Source organism: Aquipseudomonas alcaligenes (assembly GCF_003205495.1).
GTDB classification, from domain to species: Bacteria; Pseudomonadota; Gammaproteobacteria; order Pseudomonadales; family Pseudomonadaceae; genus Aquipseudomonas; species Aquipseudomonas alcaligenes_B.
Genome location: NZ_QJRX01000001.1, coordinates 38044 through 57904, shown reverse-complemented (window position 1 = coordinate 57904; position 19861 = coordinate 38044). Strand labels below are relative to the sequence as shown.

Annotated in this window: 16 protein-coding genes and 1 tRNA gene; 3 read left to right on the top strand and 14 right to left on the bottom strand. The window is 66.1% G+C overall.

Features of this window, described 5'->3' with window-relative positions; all coding sequences use genetic code 11:
• Positions 1-86: 86 nt before the first annotated feature.
• The 5 genes from DMO17_RS00260 to rpsU form a co-directional block, all read right to left on the bottom strand.
• Positions 87-163, bottom strand: a tRNA-Ile gene (locus DMO17_RS00260).
• A 17-nt stretch (positions 164-180) separates the two neighbouring features.
• The gene (locus DMO17_RS00255; RefSeq protein WP_110680315.1) at positions 181-3912 is read right to left on the bottom strand and encodes a bifunctional diguanylate cyclase/phosphodiesterase; all 3732 of its coding nucleotides are present in this window, start codon (positions 3910-3912) and stop codon (positions 181-183) included.
• 84 nt (positions 3913-3996) lie between these two features.
• Complete coding sequence (gene rpoD, locus DMO17_RS00250; protein ID WP_110680314.1) at positions 3997-5841, bottom strand: RNA polymerase sigma factor RpoD; 1845 nt, start codon at positions 5839-5841, stop codon at positions 3997-3999.
• Between the two features lie 68 nt (positions 5842-5909).
• A complete protein-coding gene (dnaG, locus tag DMO17_RS00245; RefSeq protein ID WP_110680313.1) occupies positions 5910-7904 on the bottom strand; it encodes a DNA primase in 1995 nt (664 codons plus the stop codon).
• Positions 7905-8045: 141 nt separating this feature from the next.
• Positions 8046-8261 carry a 30S ribosomal protein S21 gene (gene rpsU / locus DMO17_RS00240; RefSeq protein WP_021702507.1) on the bottom strand — a complete coding sequence of 72 codons (216 nt, stop codon included), beginning with the start codon at positions 8259-8261 and terminating at the stop codon, positions 8046-8048.
• Positions 8262-8462: 201 nt separating this feature from the next.
• Between rpsU and tsaD the strand changes: the two genes are divergently transcribed.
• Positions 8463-9488 carry a tRNA (adenosine(37)-N6)-threonylcarbamoyltransferase complex transferase subunit TsaD gene (tsaD, locus tag DMO17_RS00235; RefSeq protein WP_110680312.1) on the top strand — a complete coding sequence of 342 codons (1026 nt, stop codon included), beginning with the start codon at positions 8463-8465 and terminating at the stop codon, positions 9486-9488.
• A gap of 20 nt (positions 9489-9508) precedes the next feature.
• Here tsaD and plsY read toward each other — a convergent pair whose 3' ends face one another.
• Positions 9509-10078 (bottom strand): glycerol-3-phosphate 1-O-acyltransferase PlsY, encoded by a 570-nt coding sequence (plsY, locus tag DMO17_RS00230; protein ID WP_110680755.1) that lies wholly within the window; start codon positions 10076-10078, stop codon positions 9509-9511.
• Positions 10079-10153: 75 nt separating this feature from the next.
• On the opposite strand from plsY, the gene folB reads away from it, so the two are divergent.
• Together folB and folK are read left to right on the top strand one after the other, a co-directional pair.
• Complete coding sequence (folB, locus tag DMO17_RS00225; protein WP_110680311.1) at positions 10154-10507, top strand: dihydroneopterin aldolase; 354 nt, start codon at positions 10154-10156, stop codon at positions 10505-10507.
• The gene (folK, locus tag DMO17_RS00220; protein ID WP_110680310.1) at positions 10504-11037 is read left to right on the top strand and encodes a 2-amino-4-hydroxy-6-hydroxymethyldihydropteridine diphosphokinase; all 534 of its coding nucleotides are present in this window, start codon (positions 10504-10506) and stop codon (positions 11035-11037) included. Before folB ends, folK begins: the two co-directional genes overlap by 4 nt.
• A gap of 17 nt (positions 11038-11054) precedes the next feature.
• Here folK and DMO17_RS00215 read toward each other — a convergent pair whose 3' ends face one another.
• The 8 genes from DMO17_RS00215 to rsmA form a co-directional block, all read right to left on the bottom strand.
• Positions 11055-12287, bottom strand: a complete 1233-nt coding sequence (locus DMO17_RS00215; RefSeq protein ID WP_110680309.1) for a multifunctional CCA addition/repair protein — start codon at positions 12285-12287, stop codon at positions 11055-11057.
• A gap of 49 nt (positions 12288-12336) precedes the next feature.
• Complete coding sequence (locus tag DMO17_RS00210; RefSeq protein WP_110680308.1) at positions 12337-13902, bottom strand: SpoVR family protein; 1566 nt, start codon at positions 13900-13902, stop codon at positions 12337-12339.
• Between the two features lie 10 nt (positions 13903-13912).
• Positions 13913-15184, bottom strand: coding sequence for a YeaH/YhbH family protein (locus tag DMO17_RS00205; RefSeq protein WP_110680307.1), 1272 nt, complete (start codon positions 15182-15184; stop codon positions 13913-13915).
• Positions 15185-15285: 101 nt separating this feature from the next.
• The gene (locus DMO17_RS00200) at positions 15286-17208 is read right to left on the bottom strand and encodes a PrkA family serine protein kinase (protein ID WP_110680306.1); all 1923 of its coding nucleotides are present in this window, start codon (positions 17206-17208) and stop codon (positions 15286-15288) included.
• A gap of 266 nt (positions 17209-17474) precedes the next feature.
• Positions 17475-17804 carry a thiosulfate sulfurtransferase GlpE gene (gene glpE, locus DMO17_RS00195; RefSeq protein ID WP_110680305.1) on the bottom strand — a complete coding sequence of 110 codons (330 nt, stop codon included), beginning with the start codon at positions 17802-17804 and terminating at the stop codon, positions 17475-17477.
• Positions 17801-18625 carry a symmetrical bis(5'-nucleosyl)-tetraphosphatase gene (locus tag DMO17_RS00190; RefSeq protein WP_110680304.1) on the bottom strand — a complete coding sequence of 275 codons (825 nt, stop codon included), beginning with the start codon at positions 18623-18625 and terminating at the stop codon, positions 17801-17803. Before DMO17_RS00190 ends, glpE begins: the two co-directional genes overlap by 4 nt.
• A complete protein-coding gene (apaG, locus tag DMO17_RS00185; RefSeq protein WP_110680303.1) occupies positions 18625-19005 on the bottom strand; it encodes a Co2+/Mg2+ efflux protein ApaG in 381 nt (126 codons plus the stop codon). The genes DMO17_RS00190 and apaG overlap by 1 nt, the downstream gene beginning before the upstream one ends.
• A gap of 31 nt (positions 19006-19036) precedes the next feature.
• Positions 19037-19849 (bottom strand): 16S rRNA (adenine(1518)-N(6)/adenine(1519)-N(6))-dimethyltransferase RsmA, encoded by an 813-nt coding sequence (gene rsmA / locus DMO17_RS00180; RefSeq protein ID WP_110680302.1) that lies wholly within the window; start codon positions 19847-19849, stop codon positions 19037-19039.
• Between the last annotated feature and the right edge of the window lie 12 nt (positions 19850-19861).

Genomic DNA, 19861 nt, shown 5'->3' with positions numbered 1-19861 from the left:
TGGCGCTGAATCGCTGGCGATACAGGTGTGGCCTGGCCGCAAACAAAAAGACCAGCGCCATGGCTGGTCTGGATGCTGAATCGATTTGGTGGGCCCACACGGACTCGAACCGTGGACCAAAGGATTATGAGTCCTCTGCTCTAACCGACTGAGCTATAGGCCCTCAGAAGGAGCGGCGGATTATACCGACGCCTTTTCCGTGCTGCCAATCGCCAGCGGCCCGAGGAAATTATTGGCGAAGGCCTCTGCGTCGAGGGGGCGACTGACCACGTAGCCCTGGATCTGCTCGCAACCTTCGCTGGTGAGGAAGATTTCCTGGGCCTTGGTCTCCACGCCCTCGGCGATCACCGTCATCTGCAGGCTGCGCCCGAGGGCGATGATGGCGCGGGTGATGGCGGCATCGTCCGAGTCGCCGGGCAGGCCGCGGACGAAGGACTTGTCGATCTTCAGGATGTCCAGCGGCAGGCGTTTGAGGTAGCTGAGCGATGAGTAGCCGGTGCCAAAGTCGTCGATGGCCAGCTGCAGGCCCAGTGCCTTGAGCTCATGGAGGATCACCAGCGCCTCTTCGGCCTGGGTCATGATGAAGCTTTCGGTGATCTCCAGTTGCAGCTTGTCGGCATTCAGGCCGAAGTCGCTGAGGGTGCCGGCGATGCGTTCGGTCAGCTGGGCCTGGCGTAGCTGGCTGCCGGACAGGTTGACCGACAGCGGGCCGAACGGGGCATGGCTGTCCTGCCAGGCGCGCATCTGCCGACAGGCTTCCTGCAGGACCCAGTCGCCGAGCTGGAGGATCATGCCGTTCTCTTCGGCCAGAGGAATGAAGCGGTCTGGCGGGATGTCGCCGAATACCGGGTGGCTCCAGCGGATCAGCGCCTCGGCGCCGACCAGCGTGCCAGTGCTCAGGCACAGCTTGGGCTGGTAGTGCAGGCTCAATTCATCGCGTTCGATGGCCCGGCGCAGTTCAAGTTCCAGGGTCATGCGCTCGGTGGCCTGGAAGGTCAGGCTGCGGGTGTAGAACTCGACGCGATTGCGGCCTTTGGCCTTGGAGCTGTACATGGCCGCGTCGGCGTTCTTGACCAGGGTGGCGACATCGTTGCCGTCCTCGGGGAACAGGCTGATGCCGATGCTGGCGCTGATGAAGAACTCGTGTCCGTCGGCCTGGAACGGTGGGGTGAAGCAGGCCAGCAGCTTGGTCGCGACGCGCTCGGCGTCGCGTGGCTGGTGCAGGCCGGGCAGCAGCACGATGAATTCGTCGCCGCCCAGGCGGGCCACGGTGTCGATGTCGCGCAGCTGCTCGCGCAGGCGCTGGGCGATGCACTTGAGCAGCTGGTCGCCGACCGGATGGCCGAGGCTATCGTTGATGTGTTTGAAGCGGTCGAGGTCGAGGAACAGCACGGCGCCGCGCTGGTGGTCGGTGCGCACATCGTTGAGTGCCTGCTCCAGGCGGCTCTCGAACAGCATGCGGTTGGGCAGGCCGGTCAGCGGGTCATGGTGGGCCTGGTAGTCGAGGCGGTCCTGGGCGTGCTTGAGCGAGCTGATGTCGGCGAACACGCCAACGAAGTGGGTGATCTGCCCGCTTTGGTCGCGGACGGCGCTGATGGTTAGCCATTCCGGATACAGCTCACCGTTCTTGCGCCTGTTCCAGATCTCGCCCTGCCAGTGGCCCTCGGCTGCCAGCTGGTGCCACATGGCGGCGTAGAAGGCGCTGTCGTGCTTGCCCGACGCCAGCAGGCGCGGGTTCTGGCCGAGGGCCTCGGTCTCACTGTAGCCGGTGATGTCGCTGAAGGCGCGGTTGACTGCGGTGATGCGCTGCTCCAGATCGGTGATCATCACGCCCTCGGCGGTGCTCTCGAACACCGTGGCCGCCTGGTGCAGGCGCTCCTGCATCTGCTCGCGCTCGGTAATGTCGCGAGCGATGGTCAGCATGCAGGGTTCATCGTCGACCAGAATCGGCTGCACGGTCAGGTCGCCTAGGCGACGCTGACCGTGGCGGGTGTTGATCCAGGCGCGGAAGTCGTGCAGCGCGCCGTGCTCGCGCACATGCTCGATCATCTGCTGGCGATCATGCGGATCGGCCCACAGGCCGATCTCCAGGGTGCTGCGGCCAACTACCTGGTCGATGGCGTAGCCGGTGATGCGGGAGAAACCGAGGTTGGTCTCGAGGATCACGCCGTCGCGCAGTCGAGTGATCAGCAGGCCGTCTGGCGAGGCATGGAAGGCCTTGGCGAACTTCTCCTGGGAGACTTTCAGTTGCTGCTGCATTTGCTTCAGTTCGCTGATATCGCGTACCGCCACCACCAGTGCCGGCTGCTCGTCGAGGACGATGTGCTGGGCCGAGATCAGGCCGGTAAAGCGCTCGCCATTGCGTCGCCGGAAGGGCATCTCGAAATTGTTCAGCATCTCTCGCTGCAGGCGATCGAGCAGCAGCGGGCCGATGCCCTGTTCACCCCAGATATCCAGTTCGGTAGCAGTCTTGCCAACGGCCTCGGCGGCACTGATGCCGAGCTGCTGCTCGAAGGTGCGGTTGACGGTGAGCAGCACGCCATCCTGGCGGCGGGCGATGACCAGGATGTCCGGGCAGTTGTGGAACACCGAGGCGAACTTTTCCTCGGAGAGGCGCTGCGCCTGTTCGGCCTGCTTGGCGGCGCTGATGTCGATCATCAGGCCGCGCAGCAGCAGCGGCCCGTCGCTGTGCACCAGGGTGACGATGTCGCGAATCCAGACGACCCGGCCATCGGCGGTCAGCATCCGGTAGTCGAGGCTATGGTCGCGACCGGCCTGGGTTTCCGTCAGGCAGTAGCTCTGTGCCCGCTCGGCATCTTCCGGGTGCAGGGTGCGTTGCCAGAAGCCTGGTTGCAGCCAGTCGGCCTGGGGGTAGCCAAGCAACCTCTCGGCATGCGGGGAGACATAGGTGAAGCAGTAGTCGGATAGGCGCATCTGCCAGGCGATGGCGTTGAGGCTCTCGACCAGGCCACGATAATGCTGCTCGCTATGCCGCAGCTGTTCCTCCAGGGCCTTGCGGCTGAGCATCTCCTGGCGCAGGCGGCGATTACCGCGCAGCACTATGGCCAGTACGATCAGCGCCAGCAGCAGGGTGGGGCCACCATACAGCAGGACCTGGCGCCACAGCTGGCGGCGATCGAGCACGCCGCCGACCCAGGGCTCCTGCAGGGCGGTGACTTCCGCCGGGCTGAGGTCGGCGAACAGCTTGTCGAGGATACCGATCAGCATGGCCTGGTTCTTCGGCGCGGCCATGGCCAGCTGGTAGCGGTAGGGAGTCTCGCCGCTCACCGCCAGGCCCTCCAGCTTGAGCTGGCGCAGGCTCCAGACGCTGGAGGCGAGGTCGCCGACCATGGCGTCGGCCTGGCCGGTGGCCAGTGCCTGCAGGGCTGCGCCGACGCTGGGCAGGGGCAGCAGGTTGAGGTCGGGGTGGCGGCTGCGCAGCAGTTCGTGCGGCGCGTAATCCTGGACCACCGCGATCTTCAGGCCGTACAGGTCGGTCAGACGGCGCGGTTGCGGACCGCGACTGTGGGCGAGGATGACGATGGGGAAATCCAGGTAGGGGCGGGTGAAGATCAGGTCGCGCTGGCGCTCGGGGGTCGACATCACCCCGGGCAGCAGGTCCAGCTGGCCGTTCCTGGCGCTGTGCAGCACCTCGCTCCAGCTCTTCGGTTCGACGGGCTGCATGCGCAAGCCCAGGCGCTCCTCGATCAGGCGCACGTAGCCGGCGCTGAGGCCGTCGTAGCGGCCCTCGGCATTGCGGAACTCGAAGGGAGGCCAGGAGGTGTCGATGCCCAGGCGGATCTCCGGGCGAGTGGCCAGCCAGGCCTGCTCTTCCTGGCTGAGCTCAAGCGCAGCCACGGGCCATGCACAGCACGCCAGACACGACAGAAGAATGGCCAGCAGACGCGACATGCGGCAGTTCCGGAGAGCGCTAGAGGTTTTTCCAGTGTAGTCGGTGCGCATGCAAAAACCCCGGCCTGTGCCGGGGTTTTGTCATCACTCGTCGAGGAAGGAGCGCAGATGCTCGCTGCGGGTCGGGTGACGCAGCTTGCGTAGCGCCTTGGCCTCGATCTGGCGGATACGCTCGCGGGTGACATCGAACTGCTTGCCGACTTCCTCGAGGGTGTGGTCGGTGTTCATGTCGATGCCGAAGCGCATGCGCAGCACCTTGGCCTCGCGGGCGGTGAGCCCGGCCAGGACCTCGCGGGTGGCTTCCTTGAGGCTTTCCACGGTAGCCACCTCGATCGGCGACTGCATGGTGGAGTCCTCGATGAAGTCGCCCAGGTGCGAATCTTCGTCGTCGCCGATCGGCGTCTCCATGGAGATCGGCTCCTTGGCGATCTTCAGCACCTTGCGGATCTTGTCCTCGGGCATCTCCATGCGCTCACCCAGCTCTTCCGGGGTCGGCTCGCGGCCCATTTCCTGGAGCATCTGACGGGAGATGCGGTTGAGCTTGTTGATGGTCTCGATCATGTGCACCGGGATGCGGATGGTGCGCGCCTGGTCGGCGATCGAGCGGGTGATCGCCTGGCGGATCCACCAGGTGGCGTAGGTCGAGAACTTGTAGCCGCGGCGGTATTCGAACTTGTCCACCGCCTTCATCAGGCCGATGTTGCCTTCCTGGATCAGGTCGAGGAACTGCAGGCCGCGGTTGGTGTACTTCTTGGCGATGGAGATCACCAGGCGCAGGTTGGCCTCGACCATTTCCTTCTTGGCGCGGCGGGCCTTGGCCTCGCCGATGGACATGCGGCGGTTGATGTCCTTGATCTCGGCGATCACCAGGCCGGCGTCGGCCTCGATGGCGGCCATCTTCTCCTGGCAGCGCTGGATGTCGCCCAGCAGGTTGCCGATCGCCTCGGCGTACTTGGCCTTGCCCTTGGCCAGGCCGGCGGCCCAGTCCTGGGCCACTTCGTTGCCCGGGAACAGGCGCAGGAAGTCGGCGCGCGGCATGCGCGCGTCACGCACGCACAGCTGCATGATGGCGCGTTCCTGGGCGCGGACCTGCTCCAGCGAGCCGCGCACGCGCTCGACCAGGGCGTCGAACTGCTTGGGCACCAGCTTGATCGGCATGAACAGCTCGGCCAGGGCCAGCTGCTCCTTCTCCGCCTGCTTGCTGCCGCGGCCATGCTTCTTCAGGGCCTTGCGGGTCTTCTCCAGCTGCTCGGCGACGGCACCGAAACGGCGGGCGGCCTCTTCCGGATCCGGGCCGCCATCGCCCTCGTCGTCGGAATCGCTGTCGCCTTCCTCGTCCTCTTCCTCGTCATCCTTGGCCTCGGCGGCGGCTTCCTTCAGCTCGGGCTCGACTTCCTCGGCCGGCAGATTGCCGTCGTCCGGATCGATGTAGCCGCTTAGCACGTCGGACAGGCGACCGCCTTCGCTGGTGACGCGCTGGTATTCGGCGAGGATGCTGTCGACGGTGCCGGGGAAGTGGGCGATGGCGCCCATGACTTCGCGGATGCCTTCCTCGATGCGCTTGGCGATTTCGATCTCGCCTTCGCGGGTCAGCAGCTCGACGGTGCCCATTTCGCGCATGTACATGCGCACCGGGTCGGTGGTGCGGCCGATGTCGGTCTCGACCGCGGCCAGGGCGGCGGCGGCTTCCTCGGCGGCGGCTTCGTCGGTATCGGCTTCGGCCAGCAACAGGGCATCCGCATCCGGAGCGCTCTCGAATACGTTGATCCCCATGTCGTTGATCATGCGGATGATGTCTTCCACCTGTTCCGGATCGGAAATATCCTCCGGCAGGTGGTCGTTGACCTCCGCGTAAGTCAGGTAACCCTGCTCACGACCACGGCTGATCAACTCTTTCAAACGAGACTGCTGTTGCGCTTTTCCGGACATAGCACCCTATCCATTGAAGGTCTTGGCGGGCTGAAAAATAAGCTGACTATTATAGCCGAGCATTGACCTCACGCGCCAGCTGAGGTCGGGGAGACGGGGGATGCGCCGCGGCTGAGCAGGTCGCGCAGCTGCTCTTTTTCCTCTGCGCTCAACTCGCTTTGACGGGCCTTGCGCAGCAGTTGTTCCAGACTGCGCTCGCGCTGACGGCCTACAAGGCTAGTTATAGTGTCGAAAAACTGTTGTTCAAGGTTGTCGGCGGAAATCAGCCACTCCTTCTCCGCCAGGGCGCGCAGCAGGCGGCCCTGTTCGGTGCCATGCCAGCGCGCGATCAGTTGCAGCGAGCGCAGCTTGGGGCTCTTCTGCAGGGTGCCGACCAGGGCCACTAGCAGCTGGGCATAGGTGTCGTCTTCGGCGGCGAAATGGCTGACATCCTCGACCTTCTGCGCCAGTTGCGGGTGGTGCAGCAGGGTGCGCAGGGCGGTCAGGGTCGGCGACTCGACATGCACCGGCTTGCGCGGTGGGGCGTTGTCGCGCCCGCCTTTCTTCCAGTCGCCGCCCTTTTTCCACTCGCCATCCTTCTTCCAGGGTTTGCCGTCGCCTTTCTGCCAGGGCTTCTTGCTCTCGTAGGCCTCGGCCGGTGGCTCGATGTGGCTGGCGTAGTCGGCGATGTCGCCGTAGTCGGGCTGGGCGTCGTAGTAGTGGCCGTGATCCGCCGCCGGCTCATGGTTGGCGGCTGCGCCGGCTGCGGCCGGTGGAGCGCTCTGCGCGACCTGCTGCAGCATCTCGCCGGACAGGCCGGTGATTTCGGAGAGGCGCTGGCGCATCAGGGCGCGCAGGTGGTTGCCGGGGATCTTTTCGATCAGTGGCGCGGCCAGGGTGACCAGGTGCGCCTTGCCTTCCAGCGAGCGCGGATCGGCTTCTTCGGAGAGCTGCTGGAAAAAGTAGTCGGCCAGCGGCTGGGCGTGCTGGTTGATGCGCGCGCGGAAGGCATCGGTGCCCTCGCTGCGCACCAGGGTGTCCGGGTCCTCACCCTCGGGCAGGAACAGGAAGCGCGCGCGGCGACCGTCCTGCAGGTTGGGCAGGGTCGCCTCCAGGGCGCGCCAGGCCGCCTTGCGTCCGGCGGCGTCGCCGTCGAAGCAGAACAGTACGCTGGGCACCAGGCGGAACAGGCGCTTGAGGTGCTCCTCGCTGGTTGCCGTGCCAAGCGTCGCCACCGCGTTGCGCAGGCCCTGCTGGGCCAGGGCGATGACGTCCATGTAGCCCTCGACCACCATGATCTCGTCGAGGTCGCGGTTGCTCTTGCGCGCCTCGTACAGGCCGTAGAGCTCCTGGCCCTTGTGGAACACCGGGGTTTCCGGGGAGTTCAGGTACTTCGGCTTGTCGTCGCCGAGCACGCGGCCGCCGAAGGCGATGACGCGGCCGCGGCTGTCGCGGATGGGGAACATCACGCGGTCACGGAAGCGGTCGTAAATGCGGCCGTTCTCGGCGTTCTCGATCAGCAGGCCGGCGTCGATCATGGCCTTCTGCTGCAGCTTGTCGCCGGCCAGGTGCTTGTGCAGGTTGTCCCAGCCCGGCGGGGCGAAGCCCAGGCCGAAGTCGCGGGCAATCTCGCCGGTCAGGCCGCGGCCCTTGAGGTAGTCCACGGCCGACTTGCGCGTCGGGTGGCTCTTCAGGGCCTGGCGGTAGTAGTCGGCGGCGGCCGTCAGCAGCGGATAGAGCGGCGAGTCGGTGGGCTGGCGCGGGGTGCGGCCGCGGCCGCTGTCCTCGCGCGGGATGTCCATGCCGGCGCGCTTGGCCAGTTCCTCGACGGCCTGGGGGAAGTCCAGGCTGTCATGGTCCATGACGAAGCCGAGGGCATTGCCGCCGGCGCCGCAGCCGAAGCAGTAGTAGAACTGCTTGTCCGGGCTGACGCTGAAGGAGGGGGTCTTCTCCTTGTGGAAGGGGCAGCAGGCCGTGTAGTTCTTGCCGGCCTTCTTCAGCTGGATGCGCGAACTCACCACCTCGACAATGTCGGTGCGGTTGAGCAGATCATCGATGAAGGACTGCGGGATCAGACCGGCCATGGCTCGTCAGCGTGGGTTGCCGAAGGCGGCAGCATAAACGAAAAAACTCCGTTCAACGCCGACTGGCGAAGCGGAGTCCAGAAATGCAAAGCCCGGCCGGAGCCGGGCGTTGCGGAAGCCTTTAGCGGCGCGACTGATAACTCAGTACAGGCGCTCGCGGCGGCGCTGCTCGCGCTGCACTTTCTTGGCGTGACGCTTGACCGCGGCGGCGGCCTTGCGCTTGCGCTCGGTGGTGGGCTTCTCGTAGAACTCGCGGCTGCGGACTTCGGCCAGGACGCCGGCTTTCTCGCAGGAGCGCTTGAAACGACGCAGAGCTACGTCGAAGGGTTCGTTCTCTTTAACTTTGACGGCTGGCATCCAGGTCGTACCTTCACTGTTTTACCGAATGGACGACGCGATCCGGCAAGGGCACGGGAATACGTCGGTTTTCAAGGGCTGCGGATATTAACGCCTCGCGCTGCGGAATGCAAAGCCTCTGATCGAAAAGCGCTGGCCCGGCCCAGGGGCGCCGATTATCATGCGCGCCTCCGAATTTCTCCTGATCAAAGGCGCAAACCCATGCTGGTGCTGGGCTTGGAAACTTCCTGCGACGAAACCGGCGTTGCCCTCTACGACAGCCAGCGCGGCCTGCTGGCCGACGCCCTGTTCAGCCAGATCGACCTGCATCGCGTCTACGGCGGCGTGGTGCCGGAGCTGGCCTCGCGTGACCACGTCAAGCGCATGCTGCCGCTGATCCGCCAGGTCATGGGCGAGGCCGGCGTGGACGCCGCACAGATCGAGGCCATTGCCTACACCTCGGGTCCGGGGCTGGTCGGTGCCCTGCTGGTCGGTGCGGCGTGCGCCCAGGCGCTGGCCTTCGCCTGGAACATTCCGGCGGTCGGCGTGCACCATATGGAGGGCCACCTGCTGGCACCCATGCTGGAAGAGACGCCGCCGGCCTTCCCGTTTGTCGCCCTGCTGGTTTCCGGCGGGCACACCCAGCTGGTGCGGGTCGATGGCATCGGGCGCTACCAGATGCTCGGCGAGTCGGTGGATGATGCCGCCGGCGAGGCCTTCGACAAGACCGCCAAGCTGATGGGGCTGAGCTATCCGGGCGGCCCGGAAATCGCCCGCCTGGCCGCTTCCGGCACGCCGGGGCGCTTCACCTTCCCGCGGCCGATGACCGACCGCCCCGGCCTGGACTTCAGCTTCAGCGGCCTCAAGACTTTCACCCTGAATACCTGGCAGCAGTGCCGCGAGGCCGGTGACGCCAGCGAGCAGACCCGTGCCGATATCGCCCTGGCCTTCCAGGAGGCGGTGGTCGATACCCTGACCATCAAGTGCAAGCGCGCGCTCAAGCAGACCGGCCTGAACAGCCTGGTGATCGCCGGCGGGGTGAGTGCCAACCAGGCCCTGCGCCAGTCCCTTGAGCAGATGCTGGGTGGGCTCAAGGGCAAGGTGTTCTACGCCCGCCCGCGTTTCTGCACCGACAACGGCGCGATGATCGCCTATGCCGGTTGCCAGCGCCTGCTGGCCGGGCAGCACGAAGGACCCGCGATTGCGGTGCAGGCGCGCTGGCCGATGGAGCAGCTGCCGGCCATATGAGCCGGGCTTATGGGCGCGACTCAGAAGTGTCGTTCGCGTCCGGCCAGGAGGTCGCGTAGATTGCCGCGATGGCGCCAGACGATCAGCCCGGTCAGCACGCACATCGGCAGCAGGGCGCCCGGCTGCTGCCAGGCCAGCAGGGGCAGGGTCAGCGGTGTGGCGATCAACGAGGCCAGTGAGCTGGTGCGAGTGAGGAAGAAGGTCAGCGCCCAGGCGGCGAGGGCCAGCAGGGCGGCCGGTGGATAGAGACCGAGCAGCATGCCGGCGGCGGTGGCCACGCCTTTGCCGCCCCTGAAGCGGAAGTACAGCGGGTAGAGGTGGCCGATCACGGCGGCCAGGCCGATCCAGGCTTGCTGCTGTACTGCGAGGCCGAGCAGGCCGGCGATCAGTACCGGCAGCAGGCCCTTGGCCAGGTCGCCGAGCAGGGTCAGCACGGCCAGTTTCCTGCCGGCCACCCGCAGCATGTTGGTGGCGCCGGGGTTGCCCGAGCCGCTGGCGCGCGGATCCGGTGCGCCGCTCAGGCGGCTGAGCAGGATGGCGAAGGACAGCGAGCCGAGCAGGTAGGCGAGCAGTGCCAGCAGCCAGAACATGGTATCCATTCCGGGGCGAGTGAGCCCCGATTCTAGCGGCGGGACGCGGGTCTTGTCGTGCAGCGGAGACGAGGTTTGGACAAGGTTTTCATCGAAGGTCTGGAAGTCGACACCCTGATCGGCGCCTACGACTGGGAGCGTGGCATTCGCCAGTGCCTGCGCCTGGACCTGACGTTCGCCTGGGATATCCGCCCGGCCGCCGCCGCTGACGACCTGAGCAAGGCGCTCGATTACGCCGCGGTGAACCAGCAGGTGCAGGCCTTCGCCGCCTCTGCTCGTTTCGAGCTGGTGGAGACCTTCGCCGAGCGCCTGGCCGAACAGCTGCTGGCGCAGTTCGGCATGCCCTGGCTGCGCCTGCGGGTAACCAAGCCCGGCGCCAATGCCCAGGCCCGCGCGGTGGGCGTGGAAATCGAGCGCAGTCGAGCATGACCGTCATCTTCCTCGGACTGGGCAGCAACACCGAGCGCGAGTTGCGCCTGGTCGCCGGTCTCGATGCCCTGGCCGGCTTCCTCCACGACCTGCGCTGCTCGCCGGTGTTCGAGAGCCGCCCGGTGGGGATCAGGAGCGGCAACTTCTACAACCTGGTGGTCAGCGCGCGCACCGATCTGTCGCTGGCCGAGCTGGATCGCCGACTCAAGTTCATCGAGGCCGACAACGGCCGCTACGCCCCCGAGCGCAAGGGGCTGCCGCTGGATATCGACGTGCTGCTGTATGGCGACCTGGCCGGCAGTTTCGATGGCCTGGAGCTGCCGCGCGCGGAAATCCTCAGGAACGCTTTCGTGCTCTGGCCGCTGGCGCTGCTGGCGCCCGAAGCACTGCATCCGCTGGCCGGCAAACCCTTCGCCGAGCTGTGGCGCGAGGTGCGGATCGACCAGCAGCTGTGGCCGGTACCCTTCACCTGGCGCGGCGCCGAGCTGACGCCGGCCGCGCTGATCCAGACCAATCCAGCGCCTCTGTAGCCCGGATTACCCCAGGGCTATGCGGGCTGAGCGTTTGCCTTGTAGGCCTTGAGTGCCTTCAGTCGCTCGCCCTTGAGCGCCTCGCCCAGCTCCGCGCCCTTAAGGCCGCGCTCCACCAGCGGCTGCACCGCCACCGCGCGGGCGGCCTGCATGGCGCCGCGCAGGTAGGCCGCCTGCGGGTAGTCGCGCTCTTCCAGGCCGAGGCGGCCACGGGCATCCATCTCGCAGGCGGCGAGAAACTCCTCGAAGCGCTGTGGCCGGCGGTACACGTCGAAGCTCTGCAGCAGTTCCAGCAGGGTCTGGGCACGCAGCTCCAGGGCACGGTGGCCGTGGGTGTGGTACTCGCCGACCAGCAGCGCCAGTTCGGCGCAGTCGCGCGGCGCCTTGCAGCGCTGGTTCACCGCTTCGATCAGCCTGAGCCCGCGGGTTTCGTGGGCGATATGCCGCGGCCATTCCTCCGCCGGCGTGCGGCCCTTGCCCAGGTCGTGCAGCAGGCAGGCCCAGCGCACGCTCAGCGGCTGCTCGTGGAGGGCGCACTGGCGCAGCACCATCAGGCAGTGCAGGCCGGTATCCACTTCCGGGTGGTGCGCCTCGGGCTGCGGCACGCCGAATAGGGCATCGAGCTCCGGCAGCAGCTCGGCCAGGGCGCCGCAGTCGCGCAGCACCTGGATGAACACGTCCGGGCGCGGCTCCATCAGGGCGCGCGAGATTTCCTTCCAGCTGCGCTCGGCGGTCAGCGCCTGCAGCTCGCCGGACTCGGCCAGCTGGCGCATCAGTTCCAGGGTCTCGTCGGCGACGCGGAAGCCCAGCGGCGCATAACGGGCGGCGAAGCGCGCCACCCGCAGCACCCGCAGCGGGTCCTCGGCGAAGGCCGGGGAGACATGGCGCAGCACGCGATCCTGCAGGTCGCGCTGGCCGCCATAGGGGTCGGTGATGCGGCCCTGGTCGTCCTCGGCCATGGCGTTGATGGTCAGGTCGCGGCGGATCAGGTCCTCTTCCAGGGTGACGTCCGGGCTGGCGTGGAAGGTGAAGCCGCCGTAACCCGTGCCCGACTTGCGCTCGGTGCGGGCCAGGGCGTACTCCTCGCCCGTCTGCGGGTGGAGGAAGACCGGGAAGTCGCTGCCCACCGGGCGGAAGCCCCGGGCCTGCATGGCCTCGGCGCTGGCGCCCACCACCACCCAGTCGGTGTCGGCGACCGGGCGGCCGAGCAGGCGGTCGCGCACGGCGCCGCCAACCTTGTAGATCTGCATGTCGATTCCTCCGTTGCGGCGGAGGATAAGCGAAAAAGCGCCGCGGGGCTCAGATCGGCGGAATCACCAGGTCCAGGCGCGGGTATTCGTTGTCGCCGTCCTGCTCGCCCCGGGGCGGCACGTGCTGCACGCCGACGATCTGGTCGCCGCGCATGCTCTCCAGGTGGATGTCGAAGCCCCACAGGCGGTGCAGGTGCTTGAGCACCTCGGCGGTGGACTCGCCCAGCGGTTTGCGCTCGTGCTGGAAGTGGCGCAGGGTCAGCGAGCGGTCGCCGCGGCGATCGACGCTCCAGATCTGCACGTTGGGCTCGCGGTTGCCCAGGTTGTACTGCGCCGCCAGGGTCTCGCGGATCTGCCGGTAGCCAGGCTCGTCGTGGATGGCCGGGATCAGCAGGTCGTCCTGCTGGTCGTCGTCGAGCACGCTGAACAGCTTGAGGTCACGGATCACCTTGGGCGAGAGGAACTGCAGGATGAAACTCTCGTCCTTGAAGTTGGCCATGGCGAACTTGAGGGTGCTCAGCCAGTCGCTGCCGGCGATGTCCGGGAACCAGCGCTTGTCCTCCTCGGTGGGGTGCTCGCACATGCGCCGCAGGTCGCTGTAGATGGCGAAGCCCAGGGTGTAGGGGTTGATGCCGCTGTAGTAGGGGCTGTCGAAGCCGGGCTGGTAGATCACGCTGGTGTGCGACTGCAGGAACTCCATCATGAAGCCTTCGGTGACCAGGCCCTCGTCGTACAGGTCGTTCATCAGGGTGTAGTGCCAGAAGGTCGCCCAGCCCTCGTTCATCACCTGGGTCTGGCGTTGCGGGTAGAAGTACTGGGCGATCTTGCGCACGATGCGGATCACCTCTCGCTGCCAGGGTTCCAGCAGCGGCGCGTGCTTCTCCAGGAAGTACAGGATGTTCTCCTGCGGTTCGGCCGGCCAGCGCTTGCTGTCCTGCTCGTGGCCCTTGCTGGCGCTCTTGGGGATGGTGCGCCAGAGGTCGTTGATCTGCTTCTGCAGGTGCTCCTCGCGTTCCTTCTGGCGGCGCCGTTCCTCCTCGGCGGAGATCGGGTAGGGGCGCTTGTAGCGGTCCACGCCGTAGTTCATCAGGGCGTGGCAGGAGTCGAGCAGGTCCTCCACCGCGTCGATGCCGTGGCGCTCCTCGCACTGCATGATGTACTGCTTGGCGAACACCAGGTAGTCGATGATCGAACTGGCGTCGGTCCAGGTGCGGAACAGGTAGTTGCCCTTGAAGAAACTGTTGTGGCCGTAGCAGGCGTGGGCGATCACCAGGGCCTGCATGCACATGGTGTTCTCTTCCATCAGGTAGGCGATGCAGGGGTCGGAGTTGATCACGATCTCGTAGGCCAGGCCCATCTGTCCGCGCGAGTAGCCCTTCTCGGTGGCCAGGAAGTGCTTGCCATAGGACCAGTGGTGGTAGCCCAGCGGCATGCCGACCGAGGCGTAGGCGTCCATCATCTGCTCGGCGGTGATCACCTCGATCTGGTTGGGGTAGGTGTCCAGCGCGTAGCGCTCGGCGATGCGGGCGATCTCGCGGTCATACTGGCGGATCAGCTCGAAGGTCCACTCCGAGCCGGTGGAGATCGGTTGGCGTCTTTTCTCGGCTGCGCTCATGGTGCTGCCCTCAGGTGACCAGGCGGCGCTGGAACAGCTCGCGAAACACCGGGTAGATGTCCGCGGCGGAGACCAGCTGCTGCTGGGCGAAGGATTTGGCGAAGGATTCGCCGACCTGCTCGTACTCGTACCACAGCGCCTGGTGCTCGCGCGGGGTGATCTCGACGTAGGTGAAGTACTGCACGAACGGCATGATCTGGTTGATCAGGATGTCGCGGCATACCGGCGAGTCGTCGTTCCAGTTGTCGCCGTCCGAGGCCTGGGCGCCGTAGATGTTCCACTCGTTGGTCGGGTAGCGCGCGGCCATGATTTCCTGCATCAGCTTGAGCGCGCTGGAGACGATGGTGCCGCCGGTCTCGCGGGAGTAGAAGAACTCCTCCTCGTCCACCTCTTTCGCACTCGTATGGTGGCGGATAAACACCACCTCGATGCGCTCGTAGTTCCGCTTCAGGAACAGATACAAGAGGATGAAGAAGCGCTTGGCGATGTCCTTGGTGGCCTGGGTCATTGAGCCGGAGACGTCCATCAGGCAGAACATCACGGCCTTGGAGCTGGGATTGGGCTGCTTGACCAGCAGGTTGTACTTGAGGTCGAAGGTGTCGAGGAAGGGGATGCGATTGATCCGCGCGCTGAGTCGCTCGATCTCCGCCTCCAGCGCCTGGATGTCGCCCAGGTTGTCCGGTTCCTCGTGCTTGAGCCGCTCCAGCTCGGCCTTGGTCTCGCGCAGCTTGCTGCGGCTGGAGCCGGACAGGGCGATGCGCCGGGCGTGCGCCGAGCGCAGGGTGCGGACGATGTTGATGCGCGAGGGGTTGCCCTCGTTGCTGATGCCGGCGCGCACCGTCTTGAAGGTGTCGGTGCCGGTCAGGTGGCGCTTGACCAGGTTGGGCAGCTCCAGGTCCTCGAACATGAAGTCGAGGAATTCCTCCTGGGTGATCTGGAAGACGAACTCGTCCATGCCCTCGCCGGAGTTGCTCGCCTTGCCCGGCCCGCGCCCGCCACCGCCGCCCTGCGGGCGCTGCACATGGTCGCCGGCGTTGAATTCCTTGTTGCCCGGGTGCACGGTGGTCTGCCGGCCGCCACGGCCGTGGTGCAGCACCGGCTCGTCGATGTCGCGGCCGGGAATGCTGATCTGCTCGCCGTGCTCCATGTCGGTGATGGAGCGCCGGCTGACGGCCTCCTCCACGGCCTTCTTGATGTGTTCACGGTAACGCCGCAGGAAACGCTGGCGGTTCACCGTGCTCTTGTTCTTGCCGTTCAGACGCCGGTCGATGACGTAGCTCATGAATGCTCCTCAGGGCCTGGCCCGCACGGCAGAGCCGGCACGGGCAGGTCCGAACGCGACGGCGACCGGCACCGCGGCCATGCCGCGGCGCCGATGGCAGACTACTGCGACTTGCGAACCCGCAGATACCATTCCGACAGCAGGCGTACCTGCTTCTCGGTGTAGCCGCGCTCGACCATGCGTTTGACGAAGTCGTTGTGCTTCTGCTGGTCCTCCTTGCTGGCCTTGGCGTTGAAGCTGATGACCGGCAGCAGGTCCTCGGTGTTGGAGAACATCTTCTTCTCGATCACCACGCGCAGCTTCTCGTAGCTGAGCCAGGTGGGGTTCTTGCCGTTGTTGTTGGCGCGGGCGCGCAGCACGAAGTTGACGATCTCGTTGCGGAAGTCCTTCGGGTTGCTGATGCCGGCCGGCTTCTCGATCTTCTCCAGCTCCTCGTTGAGGGCCACGCGGTTGAGGATCTCGCCGGTCTCCGGGTCGCGGTACTCCTGGTCCTGGATCCAGAAGTCGGCATACAGCACGTAGCGGTCGAAGATGTTCTGCCCGTACTCGCTGTAGGACTCCAGGTAGGCGGTCTGGATCTCCTTGCCGATGAACTCGATGTAGCGCGGCGCCAGGTATTCCTTGATGTAGCGCAGGTAGCGCTCGCGGGTTTCGGCGGGGAACTGCTCCTGCTCGATCTGCTGCTCCAGCACATACAGCAGGTGCACCGGGTTGGCGGCGATCTCGTGCGGGTCGAAGTTGAACACCTTGGAGAGGATCTTGAAGGCGAAGCGGGTCGACAGCCCGGCCATGCCCTCGTCCACCCCGGCGGCGTCGCGGTACTCCTGGATCGACTTGGCCTTGGGGTCGGTGTCCTTGAGGTTCTCGCCGTCGTAGACGCGCATCTTCGAGTAGATGTTGGAGTTCTCCGGCTCCTTCAGGCGGCTCAGCACGGAGAACTGGGCGAGCATCTTCAGGGTGTCCGGGGCGCAGTGGGCGCTGGCCAGCGAGCTGTGGGTGAGCAGCTTGTCATAGATCTTGATCTCGTCGGTGACGCGCAGGCAGTAGGGCACCTTGACGATGTAGATGCGGTCGATGAACGCCTCGTTGTTCTTGTTGTTGCGGAAGCTGTGCCACTCCGACTCGTTGGAGTGGGCCAGGATGATGCCGCTGTAGGGCAGCCCGCCGAGGCCCTCGGTGCTGTTGTAGTTGCCCTCCTGGGTGGCGGTCAGCAGCGGGTGCAGCACCTTGATCGGTGCCTTGAACATCTCGACGAACTCCATCAGGCCCTGGTTGGCCCGGCACAGCGCCCCCGAGTAGCTGTAGGCGTCGGCGTCGTTCTGCGGGAATTCCTCGAGCTTGCGGATATCCACCTTGCCGACCAGGGCGGAGATGTCCTGGTTGTTCTCGTCGCCCGGCTCGGTCTTGGCGATGGCGATCTGGTTGAGGATCGAGGGGTGCAGCTTGACCACGCGGAACTTGCTGATGTCGCCGCCGAACTCGTTGAGGCGCTTGGTGGCCCAGGGCGACATGATCGAGCGCAGGTAGCGCTGCGGGATGCCGTACTCCTCCTCGAGGATCTTGCCGTCCTCGTCGGCGTTGAACAGGCCGAGCGGCGACTCGAACACCGGCGAACCCTTGATGGCGTAGAAGGGGATGTGCTCCATCAGCGACTTCAGCTTCTCCGCCAGCGACGACTTGCCGCCGCCCACCGGGCCGAGCAGGTAGAGGATCTGCTTCTTCTCCTCGAGGCCCTGGGCAGCGTGGCGGAAGTAGGAGACGATCTGGTCGATGCACTCTTCCATGCCGTGGAAGTCGGCGAAGGCCGGGTAGCGGCGGATCACCTTGTTGGAGAAGATCCGCGACAACCGCGGATCGACCGAGGTGTCCAGCAGCTCGGGCGCGCCGATGGCCATCAGCATGCGTTCGGCCGCAGTGGCATAGGCGCTGCGGTCCGTCTTGCACAGCTCCAGATATTCCTGCAGGGAATATTCTTCCTGCCGAGTCGCTTCGAATCTTTGCTGGAAGTGGCTGAATATACTCATGACTGCACCTCGCTCGCTTGCGTGGAGCCGGCGCGGGTCATTCGGGCGGGTGCACGGGGCTTCGGCTGGTCAGCCGCGGGAAATCCCCCAGAACACCTCAAAGACGCTACCGATGGCCCGGAACCGGTGTGCCGGCTCTCCCTTTCTGGATGGCCTCGTCCTAAGAGTAGTTCGGTTTCGCCGGCGTCAAGGATGGCGAAAGGGTGACAAAGCATTGCCGTTCGTCGGCAGGCTTCGGCTGGCGCGGCTTTGCGCCGCGCAAAAAATTATTCGTGCTCGCCCTGAGCGACTTCGCCGGGGAACAGGTTGCGCCACAGCTCGAAACCGCCATCCAGGCTGTACACCTCGGCGAAGCCCTGGTGCGCCAGGTAGGCGGCGGCGCTCTGGCTGGAGTTGCCGTGGTAGCAGGTGACGATCAGCGGCTGGTCGAAGTCGGCGGCGGCAATAAAGGCGGCCAGGCTGTGGTTGTCCAGGTGCTTGGAGCCGCGGATATGGCCGTTGGCGAAGCTCTGCGGGTCGCGGATGTCGACCACCACGGCGCCCTGCTCGCGCAGAGCCTGGGCCTGTTCCGGGGGGATGCGTTTGAATTCGCTCATCGGGCGATCTCCTTGCAGTCGCAGCGCAAGCGCTCGCGGCTGTCGATGTTCATCAGGGTCATGGCGCCGCCCCACACGCAGCCGCTGTCGAGGGCGAACAGGCCGGGCTCGTCGCACTGGCCTTCCAGCGCCGCCCAGTGGCCGAAGATGATCTTCTGCCCGCGGGTGCGCCGGTGCGGCCAGGCGAACCAGGGGGCGTAGCCGGGGGGGGCGGTGTCAACGCCTTCCTTGCTCTTCAGGTCGAGCGTGCCATCCTCGGTGCAGAAGCGCATGCGCGTGAAGTAGTTGGTGATCACCCGCAGGCGGGTGATGCCGTGCAGGTCGCCGTCCCACTTGGCCGGCTCGTTGCCGTACATGCCGTCGAGGAACAGCGGCAGACGGGCGTCGTCGCGCAGAACTTCCTCGACCTCGGCGGCGCGCTTGAGCGCCTTCTTCAGCGTCCATTGCGGCGGGATGCCGGCATGCACCAAGGCGATGTCGCGCTGCTCGTCGTAGTGCATCAGCTTCTGCTGGCGCAACCACTCGAGCAGGTCGTGGCGGTCCGGCGCGTCGAGGATCTCCTGCAGGGTATCGTTCTTCTTCAGGCGCTCGACGTTGTGCGCTGCGGCCAGCAGGTGCAGGTCATGGTTGCCGAGCACGCAGACCAGCGACTCGCGCATGGCGAACAGGAAACGCAGGGTCTCCAGCGACTGCGGGCCGCGGTTGACTAGGTCGCCGACCAGCCACAGCTTGTCCCGGGACGGGTCGAAGGCGACCTGCTCGAGCAGGCATCGCAGCGGCTGCAGGCAGCCCTGCAGGTCGCCTACCGCATAGGTCGCCATCAGTGCAGGGCCCCCGGTACGGCCAGGCGGAACGGTGCGATGGGGGCCTCGAAGCGCTTGCCGTCGTCGGCGACCATCTGGTAGCTGCCGTGCATGTTGCCGACCTTGGTCGCCATCACCGTGCCGCTGCTGTAGGTGTGACTCTCGCCGGGCTGCAGGTGCGGCTGCTGGCCGACCACGCCGGCGCCGCGCACTTCCTGCACGCGGCCGTCGCCGTCGGTGATGATCCAGTGGCGGCTGAGCAGCTTGGCCGCCACGGCGCCGCTGTTGCGGATGGTCACGGTGTAGGCGAAGGCGTAGCGGTTCTGCTCCGGCGTGGACTGCTCCGGCAGGTAGCGGGTCTCGACGCTGACGTCGATCTGGTAACGCGGGTCGGCCATCTGGGAAAACTCGGCAGGCTGGAAGGGCAGTTTAGTCCGCTTGTTCGGCACTCTGGCGTACGGCCAGCTGATCGGCCAGGCGCACGAAGGCGGCCAGGTCCAGCTGCTCCGGGCGCAAGCCGCCATCCACGCCGGCGGCTTCGATGGCCTCGGCCGGCAGCAGCTGCTTGAGCGTATTGCGCAGGGTCTTGCGGCGCATGTTGAAGGCCTCGCGTACCACCCGCTCGAGCAGGCGATGATCCTTGGCCGGGTGCGGCAGCACTTCGTGCGGTACCAGGCGAACGATGGCCGAGTCGACCTTGGGCGGCGGGTTGAAGGCGCCCGGGCCGACGTTGAACAGGTGCTCCACCCGGCAGTGGTACTGCACCATGATCGACAGCCGGCCCCAGTCGCCACCACCCGGCTCGGCGGCCAGGCGCTCCACCACCTCTTTCTGCAACATGAAGTGCATGTCGCGGATCAGCGGCGCGTTGTCCAGCAGGTGGAAGATCAGCGGGGTGGAGATGTTGTACGGCAGGTTGCCGACCACCCGCAGGCTGTGTGGCGCGGCCTGCAGGCGGGCGAAGTCGAACTTCAGGGCGTCGCCCTGGTTGAGCCGGAAGCGCGGGTTGGCGCCGAACTTGGCCTGCAGGATGGGGATCAGATCGAGGTCCAGCTCGATCACGTCGAGTTGCGCACCGCTGCCCAGCAGGCCCTCGGTCAGCGCGCCCTGGCCCGGGCCGATCTCCAGCAGGCGCTCGTCCTCCCTGGCGTGGATGGCGCGCAGGATGCGGTGGATGACGCCGGCGTCGTGCAGGAAGTTCTGGCCGAAGCGCTTGCGCGCGCGGTGTTGGTATTCGGACATGGGTACGGCTCC

Bases quoted from the DNA above. Each gene is read 5' to 3' on its own strand.
- DMO17_RS00255 (WP_110680315.1), bottom strand. From the start codon at position 3,912: ATGTCGCGTCTGCTGGCCATTCTTCTGTCGTGTCTGGCGTGCTGTGCA.
- rpoD (WP_110680314.1), bottom strand. From the start codon at position 5,841: ATGTCCGGAAAAGCGCAACAGCAGTCTCGTTTGAAAGAGTTGATCAGC.
- dnaG (WP_110680313.1), bottom strand. From the start codon at position 7,904: ATGGCCGGTCTGATCCCGCAGTCCTTCATCGATGATCTGCTCAACCGC.
- rpsU (WP_021702507.1), bottom strand. From the start codon at position 8,261: ATGCCAGCCGTCAAAGTTAAAGAGAACGAACCCTTCGACGTAGCTCTG.
- tsaD (WP_110680312.1), top strand. From the start codon at position 8,463: ATGCTGGTGCTGGGCTTGGAAACTTCCTGCGACGAAACCGGCGTTGCC.
- plsY (WP_110680755.1), bottom strand. From the start codon at position 10,078: ATGTTCTGGCTGCTGGCACTGCTCGCCTACCTGCTCGGCTCGCTGTCC.
- folK (WP_110680310.1), top strand. From the start codon at position 10,504: ATGACCGTCATCTTCCTCGGACTGGGCAGCAACACCGAGCGCGAGTTG.
- DMO17_RS00215 (WP_110680309.1), bottom strand. From the start codon at position 12,287: ATGCAGATCTACAAGGTTGGCGGCGCCGTGCGCGACCGCCTGCTCGGC.
- DMO17_RS00210 (WP_110680308.1), bottom strand. From the start codon at position 13,902: ATGAGCGCAGCCGAGAAAAGACGCCAACCGATCTCCACCGGCTCGGAG.
- DMO17_RS00205 (WP_110680307.1), bottom strand. From the start codon at position 15,184: ATGAGCTACGTCATCGACCGGCGTCTGAACGGCAAGAACAAGAGCACG.
- DMO17_RS00200 (WP_110680306.1), bottom strand. From the start codon at position 17,208: ATGAGTATATTCAGCCACTTCCAGCAAAGATTCGAAGCGACTCGGCAG.
- glpE (WP_110680305.1), bottom strand. From the start codon at position 17,804: ATGAGCGAATTCAAACGCATCCCCCCGGAACAGGCCCAGGCTCTGCGC.
- DMO17_RS00190 (WP_110680304.1), bottom strand. From the start codon at position 18,625: ATGGCGACCTATGCGGTAGGCGACCTGCAGGGCTGCCTGCAGCCGCTG.
- apaG (WP_110680303.1), bottom strand. From the start codon at position 19,005: ATGGCCGACCCGCGTTACCAGATCGACGTCAGCGTCGAGACCCGCTAC.
- rsmA (WP_110680302.1), bottom strand. From the start codon at position 19,849: ATGTCCGAATACCAACACCGCGCGCGCAAGCGCTTCGGCCAGAACTTC.